General features: G+C 71.3%; 12 protein-coding genes. 6 read left to right on the top strand and 6 right to left on the bottom strand.

Features of this window, described 5'->3' with window-relative positions; translation table 11 throughout:
* Nucleotides 1-26: 26 nt before the first annotated feature.
* The 5 genes from ACFRFH_RS18290 to ACFRFH_RS18270 all read right to left on the bottom strand — a co-directional run bounded on the left by ACFRFH_RS18290 (nt 27) and on the right by ACFRFH_RS18270 (nt 6,091).
* On the bottom strand, nt 27-962 hold the full coding sequence (locus ACFRFH_RS18290) for a zinc-binding alcohol dehydrogenase family protein (RefSeq protein ID WP_382464421.1): 936 nt from the start codon (nt 960-962) through the stop codon (nt 27-29).
* A 50-nt stretch (nt 963-1,012) separates the two neighbouring features.
* The gene (locus tag ACFRFH_RS18285; protein ID WP_382464420.1) at nt 1,013-1,447 is read right to left on the bottom strand and encodes a hypothetical protein; all 435 of its coding nucleotides are present in this window, start codon (nt 1,445-1,447) and stop codon (nt 1,013-1,015) included.
* Nucleotides 1,444-2,562, bottom strand: a complete 1,119-nt coding sequence (locus ACFRFH_RS18280) for an NYN domain-containing protein (protein ID WP_382464419.1) — start codon at nt 2,560-2,562, stop codon at nt 1,444-1,446. The genes ACFRFH_RS18285 and ACFRFH_RS18280 overlap by 4 nt, the downstream gene beginning before the upstream one ends.
* A 615-nt stretch (nt 2,563-3,177) precedes the next feature.
* Nucleotides 3,178-4,590 (bottom strand): aspartate aminotransferase family protein, encoded by a 1,413-nt coding sequence (locus tag ACFRFH_RS18275; RefSeq protein ID WP_382464418.1) that lies wholly within the window; start codon nt 4,588-4,590, stop codon nt 3,178-3,180.
* A gap of 16 nt (nt 4,591-4,606) precedes the next feature.
* Nucleotides 4,607-6,091 carry a CoA-acylating methylmalonate-semialdehyde dehydrogenase gene (locus ACFRFH_RS18270; RefSeq protein ID WP_382464417.1) on the bottom strand — a complete coding sequence of 495 codons (1,485 nt, stop codon included), beginning with the start codon at nt 6,089-6,091 and terminating at the stop codon, nt 4,607-4,609.
* Between the two features lie 90 nt (nt 6,092-6,181).
* Between ACFRFH_RS18270 and ACFRFH_RS18265 the strand changes: the two genes are divergently transcribed.
* Nucleotides 6,182-7,792 (top strand): PucR family transcriptional regulator, encoded by a 1,611-nt coding sequence (locus tag ACFRFH_RS18265; RefSeq protein ID WP_382464416.1) that lies wholly within the window; start codon nt 6,182-6,184, stop codon nt 7,790-7,792.
* Nucleotides 7,793-7,867: 75 nt separating this feature from the next.
* On the opposite strand, the gene ACFRFH_RS18260 is transcribed toward ACFRFH_RS18265, so the two are convergent.
* Nucleotides 7,868-9,274: an NAD(P)/FAD-dependent oxidoreductase gene (locus ACFRFH_RS18260; protein WP_382464415.1), complete on the bottom strand. Its 1,407-nt coding sequence runs from the start codon at nt 9,272-9,274 to the stop codon at nt 7,868-7,870.
* Between the two features lie 218 nt (nt 9,275-9,492).
* On the opposite strand from ACFRFH_RS18260, the gene ACFRFH_RS18255 reads away from it, so the two are divergent.
* The 5 genes from ACFRFH_RS18255 (at nt 9,493) to ACFRFH_RS18235 (ending at nt 15,786) form a co-directional block, all read left to right on the top strand.
* The gene (locus ACFRFH_RS18255) at nt 9,493-10,506 is read left to right on the top strand and encodes a LacI family DNA-binding transcriptional regulator (RefSeq protein ID WP_382464414.1); all 1,014 of its coding nucleotides are present in this window, start codon (nt 9,493-9,495) and stop codon (nt 10,504-10,506) included.
* A gap of 153 nt (nt 10,507-10,659) precedes the next feature.
* Nucleotides 10,660-11,964: an ABC transporter substrate-binding protein gene (locus ACFRFH_RS18250; RefSeq protein WP_382464413.1), complete on the top strand. Its 1,305-nt coding sequence runs from the start codon at nt 10,660-10,662 to the stop codon at nt 11,962-11,964.
* Between the two features lie 67 nt (nt 11,965-12,031).
* On the top strand, nt 12,032-13,003 hold the full coding sequence (locus tag ACFRFH_RS18245; RefSeq protein WP_382464412.1) for a carbohydrate ABC transporter permease: 972 nt from the start codon (nt 12,032-12,034) through the stop codon (nt 13,001-13,003).
* Nucleotides 12,996-13,835: a carbohydrate ABC transporter permease gene (locus ACFRFH_RS18240; protein WP_370054126.1), complete on the top strand. Its 840-nt coding sequence runs from the start codon at nt 12,996-12,998 to the stop codon at nt 13,833-13,835. The genes ACFRFH_RS18245 and ACFRFH_RS18240 overlap by 8 nt, the downstream gene beginning before the upstream one ends.
* 25 nt (nt 13,836-13,860) lie before the next feature.
* Nucleotides 13,861-15,786 (top strand): cellulase family glycosylhydrolase, encoded by a 1,926-nt coding sequence (locus ACFRFH_RS18235; protein ID WP_382464411.1) that lies wholly within the window; start codon nt 13,861-13,863, stop codon nt 15,784-15,786.
* The last annotated feature ends 85 nt before the right edge of the window (nt 15,787-15,871 follow it).

The raw sequence follows: 15,871 nt of genomic DNA, 5'->3' as shown, positions 1-15,871 counted from the left end.
CGCAGCGGATCATGGCAGCAGCGCGATCACGGCAGCAGCGCGATCTTCCCTCCCGGATGCCCCTCGGCGAGGAACCGCAGCGCCTCCGGGGCCTCGGCCAGCGGATACGTGCGCGCGATCGGGACCTGCAGCCGCCCCTCCGCCGCGAGCGCCAGCAGCCTCGGCCGCACCGCGTCGCGGAAGGCGGCGCTCTCCGGCTGCGCGCCGAAGATCGAGTGGAAGCCCTCCGTCCCGGCGCGCCCGGCGGCGACGATGGTGACGATGCGGTCGCGGTCCTCCACCAGCTCGAGCGAGACGGCCACCGCCTCGTCGGTGCCGACCGTGTCGAGCGCGGCGGCGATCGGACCCTGCGCGGCGTCCCTGACCCGGTCGGCGAGGCCCGGGCCGTAGGCGACGGGAACGCCGCCGAACCGTCGCACGCGGGCGAAGCCGGCCTCGCTCGCGGTGCCGATGACGTGCGCGCCGAGCTCGGCGGCCTGCTGCAGCACGCTCACGCCGACCGCGCCGGACGCGCCGTGCACCAGGATCGTGTCCCCGGCTTCGACGTGCGTGACATCGAGCATCTGCGCCGCCGTCGCGCCGGCCAGCAGCAGGTTGGCGGCCTCCTCGTCGGACAGCGCCGCCGGCTTGGCGAAGACATCGGCCGCCGAGACCGTGACCTCGGTCGAATACCCGCCCTGGATGCGGAACGCCACGACCGCGTCACCTCGCGCGCCGCCGCCCGAGGCCAGTTCGGTCCCCGGGCCGAGCTCGACCAGCTCGCCCGCCACCTCGTAGCCGATCGGCACCGGGAGGTCGAGGCCGGGCCGGGGACCGGCGACATGCTTGTAGTCGGCCGGGTTGACGCCCGCGGCGCGCACCCGGATCGTGACCTCGCCCGGTCCCGGACGCGGGACCTCCCGCTCGGCGAACGTCCACGTCTCGGGGGAACCCCACTGTTCTGCCAACCACACTCGTGCCATGCCGCCAGTCAACGCGGTCAGGCTGGGTGGGGGCTCAGTGCGGGTGCGGCTCAGGCCGCGGGCGCGCCCGTCCGGCCGTGGCCGAACCAGGTCGCTCCGCGCCCGATCCACAGCGGGAGGGCGATCGCGACCGCGAGCCCCATCGACAGGATGCCCGCGACCGGTTGCGTGGTGAGCGCCGTGTACAGCCCGACGCCGAGGTGCACGACGCTCGCGAGGAGCACGATCACCCGCGCGAAGTCCACGCCGCGGAAGACGCCGAACCCGACCGCGAGGTAGGCGACCGCGACGATCAGGTAGCCGATCGTGGAGACCAGGATGTTCCCCGTCTCGCTCGCGGGGAGGACGCCGCGGATCGCCGCGAGGACGATCAGCAGCACGCTGAGGATGAGCTCGACCGTCCCGACCAGCCAGCAGAGGATGGCGACAGCGGTCACGACGCCGGGACGGTCGGCGTTAGGCTGGTCCGCGTCGCCGGTGCTCATTGCGCCGACACCGTGTCCGAGGCCCTGCCGCTGTGCCGGACCCGGCGCGAGCGGGCCGGGGCCAGGCGCAGCACCTGGGCGGTGGAGCTGTCGTCGAGCTCGACCAGGTCGTTGCGGGACTTGATGAAGTCGCTGAACGACCGGTACCCGAGGGCCTTCTCGCTGAAGGAGGGGTCCATGCGTTTCATCTGGCCCTTCACCGTCGACGAGTGCAGCCACTCCGAGTCGTCCTTCTCGTGGCCGAGCTGCATCGCCCTCGCGAGGAGGCGCGTGGCGACGACCTGGGGGTCCTCCGCGGTCTCATCCTCGTCGACCTCCGGGTCGGGCGTCGTGGCCTTGCGCTTGCGGGTGGGACGCTTGGCGGGCTCGGCCGGCTCCTCGGCCGCCGCCGCCTCCTCCTCGTCGCCGGAGGTCGCTGCGGAGCGGGCGCCTCGTCCGCGGGAACGGGATGTGCCGCCTGCGGCAGCGGCTGCGGGAGCGGCCTCCGGTGCTGTGACGGTCTCCTCGTCCGCCGTCTCCGCAAGAGCGGCGTCCGTCTCGGCCGCCTCGTCGCGGGCGATGCCCGGGAGGTCGTCGTAGCTGACGAACTCGTCGCACGCGGCCGCCAGCGAGCGCGCGGTCGAGCCGGCGACGCCGATCCCGATCACGTACCGGCCGAGGCGCTTGATCCGCTGGGCCAGCGGGATGTAGTCGGAGTCGCCCGCCACGATCACAACGTGGGTGAGCTCGGGGAGCCGGAACAGGTCCTCCACCGCGTCGACGGCCAGGCGGATGTCGGCGCCGTTCTTCGCGTAGGCGGCGGCCGGGAAGAGCTGCACCAGGTCGACGGCGCGGCCGACGAGCTGGCCGCGGTATTCGGCGTTCACGGCGGCGGACCAGTCGGCGTAGGCCCGCGTGAGCACGAGGGTGCCGAACGAGGACGCGAAGTCGATGACCGCCCCGAGGTCGACGCGCGCCTCGGCCAGCTTCGCGACGAAGGCGGGCTTGGGCTGCGTGCCGGACTTCTGCCGATCGCGCATGAACGACCCGCGGCCATGCACCTGGTCGTACCGCGAGATGACGATGTTGTCGAAGTCGATGTAGACCGCGACACGGCCGTCCCCAGGTTCACTCATGCTGCCACGATATCCCGCCGCCCGGTCCGGCCCCAGTCGCCATGTCGGCAACGGAGGACATCGGCCGCGCCACGCCGCCCGCTTCCGCCCCGACGCAGTGTCGCCAACGGAGGAGATCGGCCGCGCCACGCCGCCCGATCGCAGGTAACGGAGGAGATCGGGGTCGGGGCGGGGTAGGAGTCCTCCGTTGGCTGCGGGGAGGGGGGATGGGTGGTCCGGACCCGGACGCCGTGTTGCCAACGGAGGAGATCGGCAGCTCCGCGCCGCCCGATCGCAGGTAACGGAGGAGATCGGGGCCGGGGTGGGGCGGGAGTCCTCCGTTGGCTGCGGGGAGGGGGATGGGTGGTCCCGCCCCATACGCCATGTCGGCAACGGAGGAGATCGGCCGCGCCACGCCGCCCGATCGCAGGTAACGGAGGAGATCGGGGGCGGGGTGGGGTGGGAGTCCTCCGTTAGCGCAGGGAGGGGGTGGGGTGGGTGGTCCGGCCCCGGACGCCATGTCGGTAACGGAGGAGATCGGGGTGAGGGCGGGGCCGATCTCCTCCGGTAGCTGCCGGTGGGTGGGGTGGTGGGCGGGATGTCCTCCGTTCGCCGCGTGAGCGAAGCGGCCGCGCGTCAGCGGGTGTGGCGGTCGGCGACCGTGAGGGCGGCGTCGATGGCGGCGAGGCCGCGGCGGAGGTCGTCCTCGGCGATCACCAGGGGTGGGGCGATGTGGATGCGGTTGAAGTGCGTGAAGGGCCAGACGCCTGCGGCCTTGCACGCCGCGGCGACCTCGGCCATCGGGGCCGCGTCGGCTCCGGACGCGTTGAACGGCACCAGAGGCTCGCGCGTCTCGCGGTCGCGGACCAGCTCCAGCGCCCAGAACAGGCCCCGGCCGCGGACCTCGCCCAGCGACGGGTGGCGGTCGAGCCAGGCGGTGATCTCGGGCTCCACGACGCGCTCGCCGAGGTCGCGCACGCGCTCCAGGATGCCGTCGCGCTCGAACACGTCGAACGTCGCGACACCCGCCGCGCACGCCAGCGGGTGGCCCGAGTAGGTGAGGCCGCCCTGGAAGGAGACGTCGTCGAAGAAGTCCGCGATCGCGTCCGAGATGACCACGCCGCCGAGCGGGACGTAGCCGGAGTTGACGCCCTTCGCGAAGGTGATCAGGTCGGGGACCACGTCGAACGCGTCGACAGCGAACCACTCGCCGACCCGGCCGAAGCCGACCATCACCTCGTCGGCGATGTAGACGATGCCGTATTTGTCGCACAGTGCGCGGACGCCGGCGAGGTAGCCGGGCGGCGGCATCAGCACACCGTTCGTGCCGACGATCGTCTCGATGATGATCGCGGCGACGGTGGCGGCGCCCTCCAGGACGATGACGCTCTCCAGGTGCTCCAGCGCGCGCTGCGTCTCCTCCTCCGGGGTGGTGGAGTGGAATGCCGAGCGGTAGAGATACGGGCCGAAGAAGTGCGCGACGGACGGGTCGCTCGGCTCGTTCGCCCAGCGGCGCGGGTCGCCGGTCAGCGAGATCGCCGTCGCGGTGCCGCCGTGGTACGAGCGGTACATGGACAGCACCTTGCGCCGACCGGTCACCCGGCGGGCCATGCGGACGGCGTACTCGTTGGCGTCCGCGCCGCCGTTGGTGAAGAACACCCGGTTCAGCGTCCCCGGCGCGACGCGGGCGATGCGGCGGGCGAGCTCGCCGCGCACGTCGTTCGCCATCGACGGCTGGATGGTGGCGAGGCGGCCGGCCTGCTGCTGGATGGCGGCGACGAGGTCGGGGTGCTGGTGGCCGAGGTTGAGGTTGACCAGCTGCGAGCTGAAATCGAGGTACGCGTTGCCCTGGTAGTCCCAGAACGTGGAGCCCTCGCCCGCGGCGATCGGCAGCGGGGCGATCTGCGCCTGGGCGCTCCAGGAGTGGAAGACGTGGCTGCGGTCGTCGCTGCGGACCTGGGTCTCCGCGTCGGCGTCCCCGAAGGGGTGCTCGACTCCGCGGCGGTCGGTGAAGCCGGTGCGGAGTGCGGTGTCGATCGTGTCAGTCATGCGTGTACCTCCGAAATCAGGAGTTGCCGGGGAACGCGAGCTCGATCTTCGAGTGCACCGGGTCGGGCCAGCGCGTCGTGACGACCTTGCTGCGCGTGTAGAAATGGAACGACTCCGGACCGTAGATGTGCGAGTCGCCGAACAGCGAGTTCTTCCAGCCGCCGAACGAGTACGCGCCGATCGGAACGGGGATCGGAACGTTGATGCCGACCATGCCGACCTCCACGTCGAACTCGAACTGCCGGGCGGCGCCGCCGTCGCGGGTGAACAGGGCGACGCCGTTGCCGTACTGGTTCGCGTTGATGAGGGCGACGGCCTCGTCGAAGGTGTCGACGCGCACGACGGAGAGCACCGGCCCGAAGATCTCGTCGTCGTAGACCGCGGTACCCGGCTTGACGTGGTCGACCAGGCTGACGCCGACGAAGAAGCCGTCGTTGTCGAACTCCTGGGCGGTGCCGTCCACGACGACGGTGGCGCCCTCGGCGGCGGCCGCAGCCACGTAGGAGGCGACCTTGTCGCGGTGCTCGCGCGTGATGAGCGGACCCATCTCGCTGGCCGGGTCGGTGCCGGGGCCGATCGCGAGCGCGCCGAGGCGGCGCTGGATGGCGGGGACGAGCCGGTCGCCGGCCTCGCCGACCGCGACGAGCACGCTGACCGCCATACACCGCTCGCCGGCCGAGCCGTAGGCGGCCGAGACGGCGGCGTCGGCCGCGGCCTCGATGTCGGCGTCCTCCAGCACGACCATGTGGTTCTTCGCGCCGCCGAGGGCCTGGACGCGTTTGCCGTTGGCGGCGGCGCGCTGGTAGATCGAGCGGGCGATCGGAGTGGAGCCGACGAACGAGACCGCCGCGACGTCGGGGGAGTCGAGCAGGGTGTCGACGGCCTCCTTGTCGCCGTGCACGACGTTGAGCACGCCCGCGGGCAGACCGGCCTCGGCGAACAGCTTCGCCAGGAAGACGGATGCCGACGGGTCCTTCTCGCTGGGCTTCAGGACGACGGTGTTGCCGCAGGCGATCGCGCTGGCGACCATCCACAGCGGCACCATGACCGGGAAGTTGAACGGGGTGATGCACGCGACCACGCCGACCGGCTGCTTGACGCTGTGCACGTCGATGCCGGTGGAGACCTGCTCGCTGTACTCGCCCTTGAGCTTGTCGATCAGGCCGGACGCGAACTCGACGTTCTCGAGCCCGCGCGCGATCTCGCCCGCGGCATCGGAGCGCACCTTGCCGTGCTCGCTCGTCACGATCGCGGCGAGCTCCGAGCGGCGCTCGGTGAGTAGGTGGCGGAGCCGGAACATCACGTCGGCGCGCTTGGTGAGGCTGGTGGCGCGCCAGCCCGGGAGGGCGGCCGTGGCCGCGGCGATCGCCGCCGACGTCTCTGCGGCACTGGCGAGCACGACGTCGTGCTGCCGGACGCCGGTGGCGGGGTCGAAGACGGGGCCGAGGCGGGCCGGGTCGCCGGACTCCTCGCCGTTCACGAAGTGGCGGATCAGGGCCACGGAATCCTCCTGGAGGTGCTGCGCCGGACGGAATGCCCGGCGGGGAAGTAGGCTTGCAATCCCCATGATCACAGAGCGGAGGAGCGAACGATGAGGCCAGATCGTCGGACGTTCGGGCAAAGCGAGACAGTTCGTCCGGCACCGGAGCGGATGCTCCTGCCGACCGTGCGCGAGGTGCTGCGGATGGACCCGATGGCCGACGCGCTGCCGGAGGTCCTGGCGGGCGACGGCGCGCTCGACACGCTGGTGCGCTGGGTGCATGTGGCCGAGACGGCCGACGTGGCGCGGCTGGTCTCCGGGGGCGAGCTGCTGCTGGCGACCGGCCTCGGCTGGCCGCGCGACGCCCGCGCGCTGCGGGCGCTCGGTCGCGACCTGGCGGAGGCCGAGATCGCCGGCCTCGTGCTGGAGCTGGGCCACCGCACGCCGGAGGCGCCGGCGCCGCTGCTCGAGGAGTTCCGCGCGGCGGGGCTGCCGTTCGTGGTGCTGCACCGCGAGGCGCGCTTCGTCGCGGTCACCGAGGCGGTGCACGCGCGGATCATCGACGACCAGACCGTCGCGCTGCGAGCCAGGGACGAGATCCGCGAGCTGTTCACCGGCCTGAGCCTGCGCGGCAGCCCCGCCGACTTCATCGTCGCGCAGGCCGCGCGGGTGCTCGGCTGCCCCGTGGTGCTGGAGGACACCGGCCACCAGGTGCTCGTCGCCGAGAACGTCGGCGACGGCGAGGCCGAGCTCGAGCGCTGGGAGCAGCGCTCGCGAGCCGCGCATCGCGGCGCGGGCGAGCCCGGCTGGACGCTGACACCCGTGGAGGCGCGCGGCATGCGCTGGGGCCACCTCGTCGCGCTGCCGGGCGAGCCGCATCCCGCCGGCCGGTCGAGCGTGCTGGAGCAGGCGGCCGTCGCGCTGGCGCTCAGCCGGCTGGCCGACCGCGACGAGCAGGAGTGGACGCGCCGCAGCCACGACGCGCTGCTCGGCGCGCTGCTGGGCCGCCGTTTCGCCGGCGACGGCGGCATGGCCGCGCGGTTCGAGGCGTCCGGCTTCCCGGTCGCCGCGCGGGTGCTCGCCGGGGTCGCCGTGCGCACCCGGTCGGGGCGGGTGGATGCTTCTTCGGGTGCGCGGGCGCTGGAGGCCGCACGCGCAGCGGGGTCGGAGGCCATCGCGGCACCGCATCCCGCGGCCCCCGGGCTCCTCGTGGTCGCCGTGTCGTCCCGGCACGGGCGGCCGGGCGCGGACGCCGTCGCCGACGCGCTCGCCGGAGGGGACGCCGCCGTCGTCGGAGTCGGCTCGGACGCCCACGGCATCCCGGGCCTGCTGGCGTCGGTGGAGGAGGCCGTGGAGCTGACCGGCCGCGGGGGCGGCGGTCGTGGCAGGCACGCCGTCGTGCAGCGCGCCGAGAGCCGTCCCCTGCTGCGGCTGGTCACGGCCTTCGGCGACGATCCGCGGCTGCAGGAGTACGCCGAGCGGATGCTGCGGCCCCTGATCGAGTACGACCTGGCCAACGACGGCGACCTGATCGAGGTGCTGCGCGCCTACCTGAGCCACCCGGGCAACCGCACGCGGGCCGCCGCGGCGAGCCACCTGTCCCGGTCGGTGTTCTACCAGCGGATCGCGCTCATCGAGGACCTGCTTGGCCTCGACCTGGACGACGGGGAGACGATCGGGGCGCTGCACGCCGCGGTGCTCGCGCGGCGCGTGCGGCGCTGAGGCGCCTCACATTCGGCACGAATGTCGCGAATCACCGCCGCTTTCGCGACATTCGGCACGAATTCGCCACGCGGCTCACGAGTCGAACCCCAACCCGACCGCATCGAGCGTGCGGAGGAACGCGTTGCGGCGTCCCTCGCGGTGGTCGGCGCGGTCGAGCGACCACCGGGTCAGATTGATGCCGAGGGAGGCCGCCGGCTCCGGCGGGAACGGCAGCGGCCTGCTGCGCACCAGCTCGAGGCTCGTCCGCTCGGTCTCCCGGCCGGCCAGCAGGTCGAGCATCACCTGCGCGCCGAAGTGCGTCGCGGCGACGCCGAGCCCGGTGTAGCCGGTCGCGTAGGCGACCGTGCCGCCGCGGGCGGTTCCGAAGAAGGCGCAGAACCGGCTGCAGGTGTCGATCACGCCGGCCCAGCGGTGCGTGAAGGTGAGGCCTTCGAGTTGCGGGAAGGTGGTGAAGAAGTGCGCGGCCAGCCTCCGGAAGGTCGCCGGCCGGTCCTCATACCGCTCGCGGACCCGGCCGCCGTAGTGGTAGACGGCGTCGTAGCCGCCGAACAGGATGCGGTTGTCCCGGGTGAGCCGGTAGTAGTGGAACTGGTTGGCCGAGTCGCCGAGGCCCTGGCGGCCCGACCAGCCGATCGAGGCGAGCTGGTCGGCGCTGAGCGGCTCGGTCATCAGCACGTAGTCGTAGACCGGAACGGTCGCGAGCCGGTTGCGCTTGAGCAGGCTCGGGAACACGTTCGTGGCGAGCGCCGTCCGCTTCGATCGCACGACGCCCTCCGGCGTGTACAGGGTCGTGCCCTCGCCGATGCCCTCCACCGGCGAGTGCTCGAACAGCTCGACCCCGGCGGCCTCGCAGGCCCGGGCAAGCGCGCGGGCGAGCTTGGCGGGGTGGACCAGCGCCGAGTCGCGGGTGCGGAGCAGGCCGCCGAGGTAGGTGGGGGAGTGCACCTGCGCCTGCACGGCCTCCGCGTCGAGGAAGCGCGCGTGCTCGCCGTCGTCGGCCTCCCGCAGCCACTCGACCTGGTGCGGTTCGGTCGCGAGGTCGATCGCGCCGTTGCGCTCGAACTCCGCGTCGAGGCCGAGCTCGGCGACGGTCGCCTCGATCTCGTCCAGGTTGGCCATCCCGAGCCGCTGCAACTCGTCGAACTCCCGGCCGAAGCGGGTGCGGCCGTTCTCGTCGCCGTGCGTGAGGCTCGCCTCGCAGAAACCGCCGTTGCGCCCGGAGGCGGCCCACCCGATCCGGCGGCCCTCCAGCAGCACGACGCGCGCGGACGGGTTCTCCCGCTTGGCGAGGAGGGCCGTCCACAGGCCGGTGTAGCCGCCGCCGACGACGGCGAGGTCGCACTCGACGTCGCCGCGGAACCGCGGGTACTGGTCGCCTGGAGCGTCCTCGATCCAGAACACGGCCTGCCGGGCCGGGGCGAGCGCGTGGCTCACCACGGCCGCCGGCGGTGCCTGTCGTTCGAACACGGTGGTCGCCACGGCGATGCCCTCCTGATGGTCGAGGTGCTGGTGAGGTGCTGTCGCCGCCCATTCTGCCGGGTGGCGCACCGGATGTCCGTCGCGAATCCGGCCCGACTCCGGGCAGACCGTCCGGCGCGCGGATGTGCGCATCCTCGCAGACGACACGAGGGCTGAACCGCTTCAGTCCGAGGTACTCTTTCCCCGATCGGCCGGAGCGGCCGCGAGAGGAGCACGACGTGGGGACAGCGACCCGGGTGACGATCGGCGGCCTCGCCGACCGGCTGGGGCTCTCCAAGGCGTCGGTGTCGTACGCGCTCAACGGCCAGCCCGGCGTGAGCGACGAGACACGGCGCCGCGTGCTCGAGCTCGCCGACGAGCTCGGCTGGCATCCCAGCTCCAGCGCCCGCGCCCTCTCCCGGGCCCGGTCCGACGCGATCGGGATCGTGCTGCGCCGCGACCCGGGACTGCTCGGCACCGAGCCGTACTACATGAGCCTGCTGGCCGGGGTGGAGGCCGAGCTCGCCGAGAGCGGGCAGTCGCTGCTGCTGCGCATGGTCGGCACCTCCAACGGGCAGGACCTCGCGGCCTACCGCCGCTGGAGCGCTGAGCAGCGCGTCGACGGCGTCATGCTCTTCGACATCACCGTCGGCGACCCGCGGCCGGCCCTCCTCGACGAGCTCGGCCTGGCGTTCGTGCTGCACGGCAACGACGAGAGCGTCGCGCCGGGGCGGGTGCTGCTCTACGACGCGTGGGGCGACGCGCGCATCGTGGTCGACCACCTGCACGCGCTCGGCCACCGCCGCATCCTGCACCTGCAGGGCCCTGCCGAGTTCGAGCACGAGCGGGAGCGGGCCGACGCGATCGCGCGGTTCGCGGGCGAGCTCGGGATGCAGGCGACCTCCGAGCCGTCCGACTACTCGATGGAGGCCGGCGAGCGGATCGCCGCCGCGCATGCGGGCGACCCGGGGCTGTCCGCGCTGGTCACCTCCAACGACCTCCTCGCGCTCGGCGCGCAGGCCGCCCTCAGTCGCGCGGGCCGCGACGATGTCGCCGTGGTGAGCTGGGACGACTCCCTGGTCTGCCGCCTGGGCTCGCGGCCGCTGACCGCGCTGGCCCGGTTCCCGGAGGAGCAGGGCAGGCGCGCCACCCGGATGCTGCTGGACGAGCTCGCCGGCGTCGAGACGGCGACGCGCACCGCGCGCGCGTCCGAGCTGGTCGTGCGCTCGACCAGCGTCCCGGCCTCCGTGTGACCAGCACACGGGGAGACCGCGCCGTATACCCTCGATACCTGAGGTGTCAACGCTGGATTAACTGAACCGGTTCAGTTATAGTCGCCCGTGGCGCCAGATGCGCTCCCCGGGGACGGGAGCGGCGGGCGCCCATCAAGAGACGAAGGAGTCACAATGAGGAAACGCGTCATCGCCGCCGCAGCGCTTGCGGCCACGATCTCGCTCGTGGCGGCGGGCTGCAGCAGCAGTGGTTCGACATCGTCGGCCAGCGGGTCGACCATCACGTACTGGGCGAGCAACCAGGGCACCAGCCTCGACAACGACAAGCAGGTCCTGACCCCGGTGCTCGACGAATTCACCAAGAAGACCGGGGTGAAGGTCAAGCTCGAGGTGATCGGCTGGAACGATCTGCAGACGCGCATCCAGACCGCCGTCACCTCCGGGCAGGGGCCCGACGTCCTGAACATCGGGAACACCTGGGCCGCCTCACTGCAGGCGACCGGCGCGTTCCTGCCGTTCGGCGACAGCGAGATGAAGGCGATCGGAGGTAGCGACAAGTTCGTGAAGACCGCCCTCGACACCGGCGGCGCGGCGGGCAAGACGGTGACGAGCGTCCCGCTCTACGGTCTCGCCTACGGCCTGTACTACAACAAGAAGATGTTCGCCGACGCCGGCGTGCAGCCGCCCACCAATTGGGAGGAGCTGGTCACGGCCGCCAAGAAGCTGACCACCGGCACGCAGCACGGCTTCTCGCTCGCAGCCGGCAGCTACACCGAGAACGCCCACTTCGCGTTCATCAACTCGGCGCAGAACGGCGGCTCCTGGTTCGACAGCAAGGGCAACCCGACGTTCACCACCCAGGCGAACATCGACGGCGTCAAGCGCTACCTCGACCTGATGCAGACCGACAAGGTGGTCAACACCTCCAACGCCCAGTACGACAACGGGGTGCAGGCGGTGAACGACTTCGCCACCGGCAAGGTCGCGATGATCCTCAGCCAGAACAACGCCGACTCGTCGATCAACGCCAACGGGATGAAGTCCGACCAGTACGGCGTCGTGCCGTTCCCGTCGCCCGAGGGCGGCAAGCCGGTCGCCAGCCACGTCGCCGGCATCAACCTGTCGATCTTCAAGAACACCAAGAACAAGGACGCCGCCCTCGAGTTCGTCAAGTACATGACGAGCGAGTCGACGCAGACGACACTCGGCAAGCCGTACTCGAGCCTGCCGGTGCTGAAGGGCGCCAAGGCCGTCTTCACGGACAACCCGGACGAGGCCGCCACGTTCACGAAGATCTACAACGAGATGTCCAAGCCGCTGCCGCTGGTGCCGGCCGAGGACCAGTTCGAGAACACCGTCGGCAAGGCCATGAACGACATGTTCGCCAAGATCGCCACCGGAGGCACCGTCTCCGACTCCGACATCAAGTCGGCACTGAGCACCGCTCAGGACCAGGTGAAGCAGTCGATCGGCGGCTAGTCCGCCACCGCGACGGCCGGGCGCGAAGCGACTCGCGCCCGGCCGCCGCACCCACCGAAGGAGTTCCATGTCGACGACGACATCCGTCCGGACCAGCCCCGCCGAGGCGCCGGCTCCGGCAAAGACCCGCCGCAAGCGCCCCAAGGGCTGGTGGCTTCCGCTGGTGCTGCTGGCGCCGGCCATCCTCTTCGAGGTGCTCATCCACGTCATCCCGATGCTCACCGGGATCTGGATCAGCTTCCTGCAGCTCACCAAGTTCTTCATCGCCAACTGGAGCGAGGCGCCGTTCGTCGGCCTGAAGAACTACCAGGTCGCGCTCGACTTCAACACGTCGATCGGCGCCGGCCTGCTGACTTCGTTCCTGATCACCTGCGGGTTCACGATCCTCGTGGTCGGGCTCTCCTGGGCGCTCGGGATGGCCGCGGCCGTCGCGATGCAGGGCCGGTTCCGCGGGCGCGGATTCTTCCGCACCCTCTTCCTCGTGCCGTACGCGCTGCCGCTCTACGCCGGCATCATCACCTGGAAGTTCATGCTCCAGAAGGACACCGGGGCGGTCAACCACTTCCTGTTCGACAACCTCGGCCTGCCCGGTCAGAAGCCGTTCTGGCTGATCGGCGACGACGCGTTCTGGTCGATCGTCATCGTGGCGATCTGGCGGCTCTGGCCGTTCGCGTTCCTGATGCTGATGGCCGGCCTCCAGTCCATCCCGGACGAGGTCTACGAGGCGTCCGCGGTCGACGGCGCGAAGCCGTTCCGGCAGTGGCGGTCGATCACCCTGCCGATGCTGCGGCCGGTCAACGCCGTGCTGCTGCTGGTGATGTTCCTGTGGACGTTCAACGACTTCAACACGCCCTACGTCTTGTTCGGCAACGCCCAACCCGCGGCGGGCGACCTGATCTCGTTCCACATCTACAACGCGTCGTTCCTGACCTGGAACTTCGGCTCGGGAGCCGCGATGAGCGTGCTGCTGCTGATCTTCCTGCTCATCGTGTCCGGCATCTACCTGATCGTGCTCAACCGGAGGAATCGCAATGCGTGAGACCGTCTCGTCCAAAGTCTTCCGCTGGGTCGTCGTCGTCTTCCTGACCCTGTTCACGGCGGTGCCGCTCTACGTGATGATCACCTCGTCGGTGAAGCCGCTGGCGGATGTCCAGGGCGCCTTCACCTGGTGGCCGACGAACATCACGTTCCAGCCGTTCATCGACATGTGGTCGACCGTGCCGCTGGCGTCGTACTTCATCAACAGCGTCATCGTGGCCAGCGCCGCGACCATCCTCAGCCTGATCATCGCCGTGTTCGCCGCCTACGCGGTGTCGCGCTACCGGTTCAAGGGTCGCGGCGTCTTCACCACGACCGTGCTGTCCACGCAGATGTTCCCCGGCGTGCTGTTCCTGCTGCCGCTGTTCCTCATCTTCGTGAACATCAACCAGGCGGTGGGCATCCAGCTCGTCGGCACCCGCTGGGGGCTGGTGATCACCTACCTGACCTTCGCGCTGCCGTTCGCGATCTGGATGCTCGCCGGCTACTTCGACGGCATCCCGCGCGACCTGGACGAGGCGGCGATGGTCGACGGCTCCGGCCCGATGGGCGCGCTCTGGCACGTCGTGCTGCCCGCGGCCAAGCCCGGCCTGATCGCTGTCGCGATCTACTCGTTCATGACGAGCTGGGGCGAAGTTCTGTTCGCCTCCGTGATGACGACGGACGAGAACCGGACGCTCGCGGTCGGCCTGCAGCTCTACTCGACGCAGACGAACGTGTACTGGAACCAGATCATGGCGGCCTCGCTCGTCGTGTCGATCCCGATCGTGGTCGCGTTCCTCATCCTGCAGCGGAGCTTCGTCGCCGGCCTCACCGCCGGCGCCGTCAAGTAGCCTGCGCACCCCCTCGAAAGGAATCATGGACCGCCCTTCGCCCCTCCTCGCCGTCGACGGAACGCCTGTGGTCTGGCTCGGAGCGAACTTCTGGTCGCGCACCGGCGGGCCGCTCATGTGGAAGCGCTACGATCCGGCGGTCATCCGCCAGGAGCTGCGCGTGCTGGCCGACCACGGCCTGAACATGACCCGGTCGTTCTTCTACTGGCCGGACTTCCAGCCGACCCCGGACACGCTCGACGAGCAGTGCCTGGCCAACTTCGCCGACTTCCTGGACGCGCACACCGAGACCGGGATGACGACCGTGCCGACCTTCCTGGTCGGGCACATGTCGGGCGAGAACTGGGACCCGGTGTGGCGGGAGGGGCGCGACCTCTACCGCGACGTCTGGTTCGTCGGCCGGCAGGCCTGGTACGTGCGGGAGCTCACCGCGCGGTTCGCCGCGCACCCGGCCGTGTCCGGCTGGCTGCTGACCAACGAGATGCCGATCTACGGCGGGGAGGCGCCGCGGCCGATCGTGGACGCCTGGGCCTCCCTGCTGGTGAACGCCGTCCGCGCGGGCGGCGGCACGCAGCCGGTCGCGGTCGGCGACGGGGCGTGGGGCATCGAGACGACCGGGCACGACAACGGCTTCTCGGTGCGCGACCTCGCGCGGTTCACCGACTTCGTCGGCCCGCACGTCTACCGGATGGAGACCGACCAGACCCGGCAGCACCTCAAGGCGGCGTACATCGCGGAGCTCTCCGGGGTCGGGCTCCCGGTGATCATGGAGGAGTTCGGCCTCAGCAGCGACTTCGTCTCCGACGAGGGCGCGGCCTCCTACTACCGGCAGCTGCTCTACACGACGCTGCTCGCCGGGGCCACCGGCTGGATGGCCTGGAACAACACCGACTACGACGACCTCGCCGACCAGCGGCCCTACTCGCACCACCCGTTCGAGATGCACTTCGGCATCACCGACCGGCACGGCGCGCCCAAGCCGCCGCTGCGCGAGCTCGCCCGGTTCGCCGCCGACCTCGCCGCGATCGACCTCCCGAACGCGAGGCGCACACCGGTGGACGCCGCGATCGTCGTGCCGTCGCACCTGGAGGCCGACTACCCGTTCACCAACGAGACCGAGCGCGCGCACATCGTCGCGACCGGCGAGCAGGCCTACCTGACGGCGCACGAGGCGCACATCCCGGTCGCGGTTGTGCGCGAGCGTGAGGACGGCGGCCTCCCGGTCGGCTACGGCCTCTACCTGCTGCCGTCGGTCAAGCAGCTCTGCGCGACCTCGTGGTTGCAGCTGGAGGAGCTGGCGCGCGACGGAGCGACCGTGTACGCGTCGTACTCGCACGGCGACAGCGGCGTGCAGCGCGGGCCGTGGTGGACGAACACCGAGGCGCTCTTCGGTGTCCGCGCGCAGAGCGCGTACGGGCTCGCCGAGCCGGTGACCGACGAGGCGGCGACCATCCGGTTCGTCGCGGACTTCGGGTCGCTCCCCGCCGGGACGGTCCTGACCTTCCCCGCGGCGGGGAACGAGAACGGCCGGACCTTCCTGCCGGTGCGGGCGACCTCCGGGACCGTCGTCGCGGTGGACGCCCACGGCCGTCCGGCGATCGTGGTGAAGGAGCACGGCGCGGGCCGCGCGGTGCTGTCGACGTACCCGCTGGAGTACTTCGCGTCCGCGCGGGCGCGCAGCAACCCCGAGGAGACCTGGCGGCTGTACGACGCGCTGGCGGCGGTGGCCGACGTGGAGCGCGACGTGCGCCTGGCTGACCCGCGGGTCTTCGTCGACACGCTCGTGCACGACGACGGACGGCGCTTCGCGGTGTTCGTATCGCAGCACGCGACGGCCGTCACGGTGCGGCCGGAGGTCGCGGGGGAGCTGCGCACACTCGCCGGCGAGCCCGGCGGCGAGCTGGCGCTCGCCCCCTACGGCGTCGCCGTCCGCGAACTCGTCCTCGAGTAAATCTCATCGCCGAAGGGCACGTAAACGCCCCTAAAACCGCGTTTTAGGGGCGTTTACGTGCCCTTCGGCGGAGGTTACGCGGGCG

The sequence above is a fragment of the Leifsonia sp. NPDC056824 genome, from assembly GCF_042789575.1.
Lineage (GTDB): Bacteria > Actinomycetota > Actinomycetes > Actinomycetales > Microbacteriaceae > Leifsonia.
The sequence above is the reverse complement of the archived record's forward strand: the minus strand, read 5'-3'. Positions and strand labels throughout refer to the sequence as shown.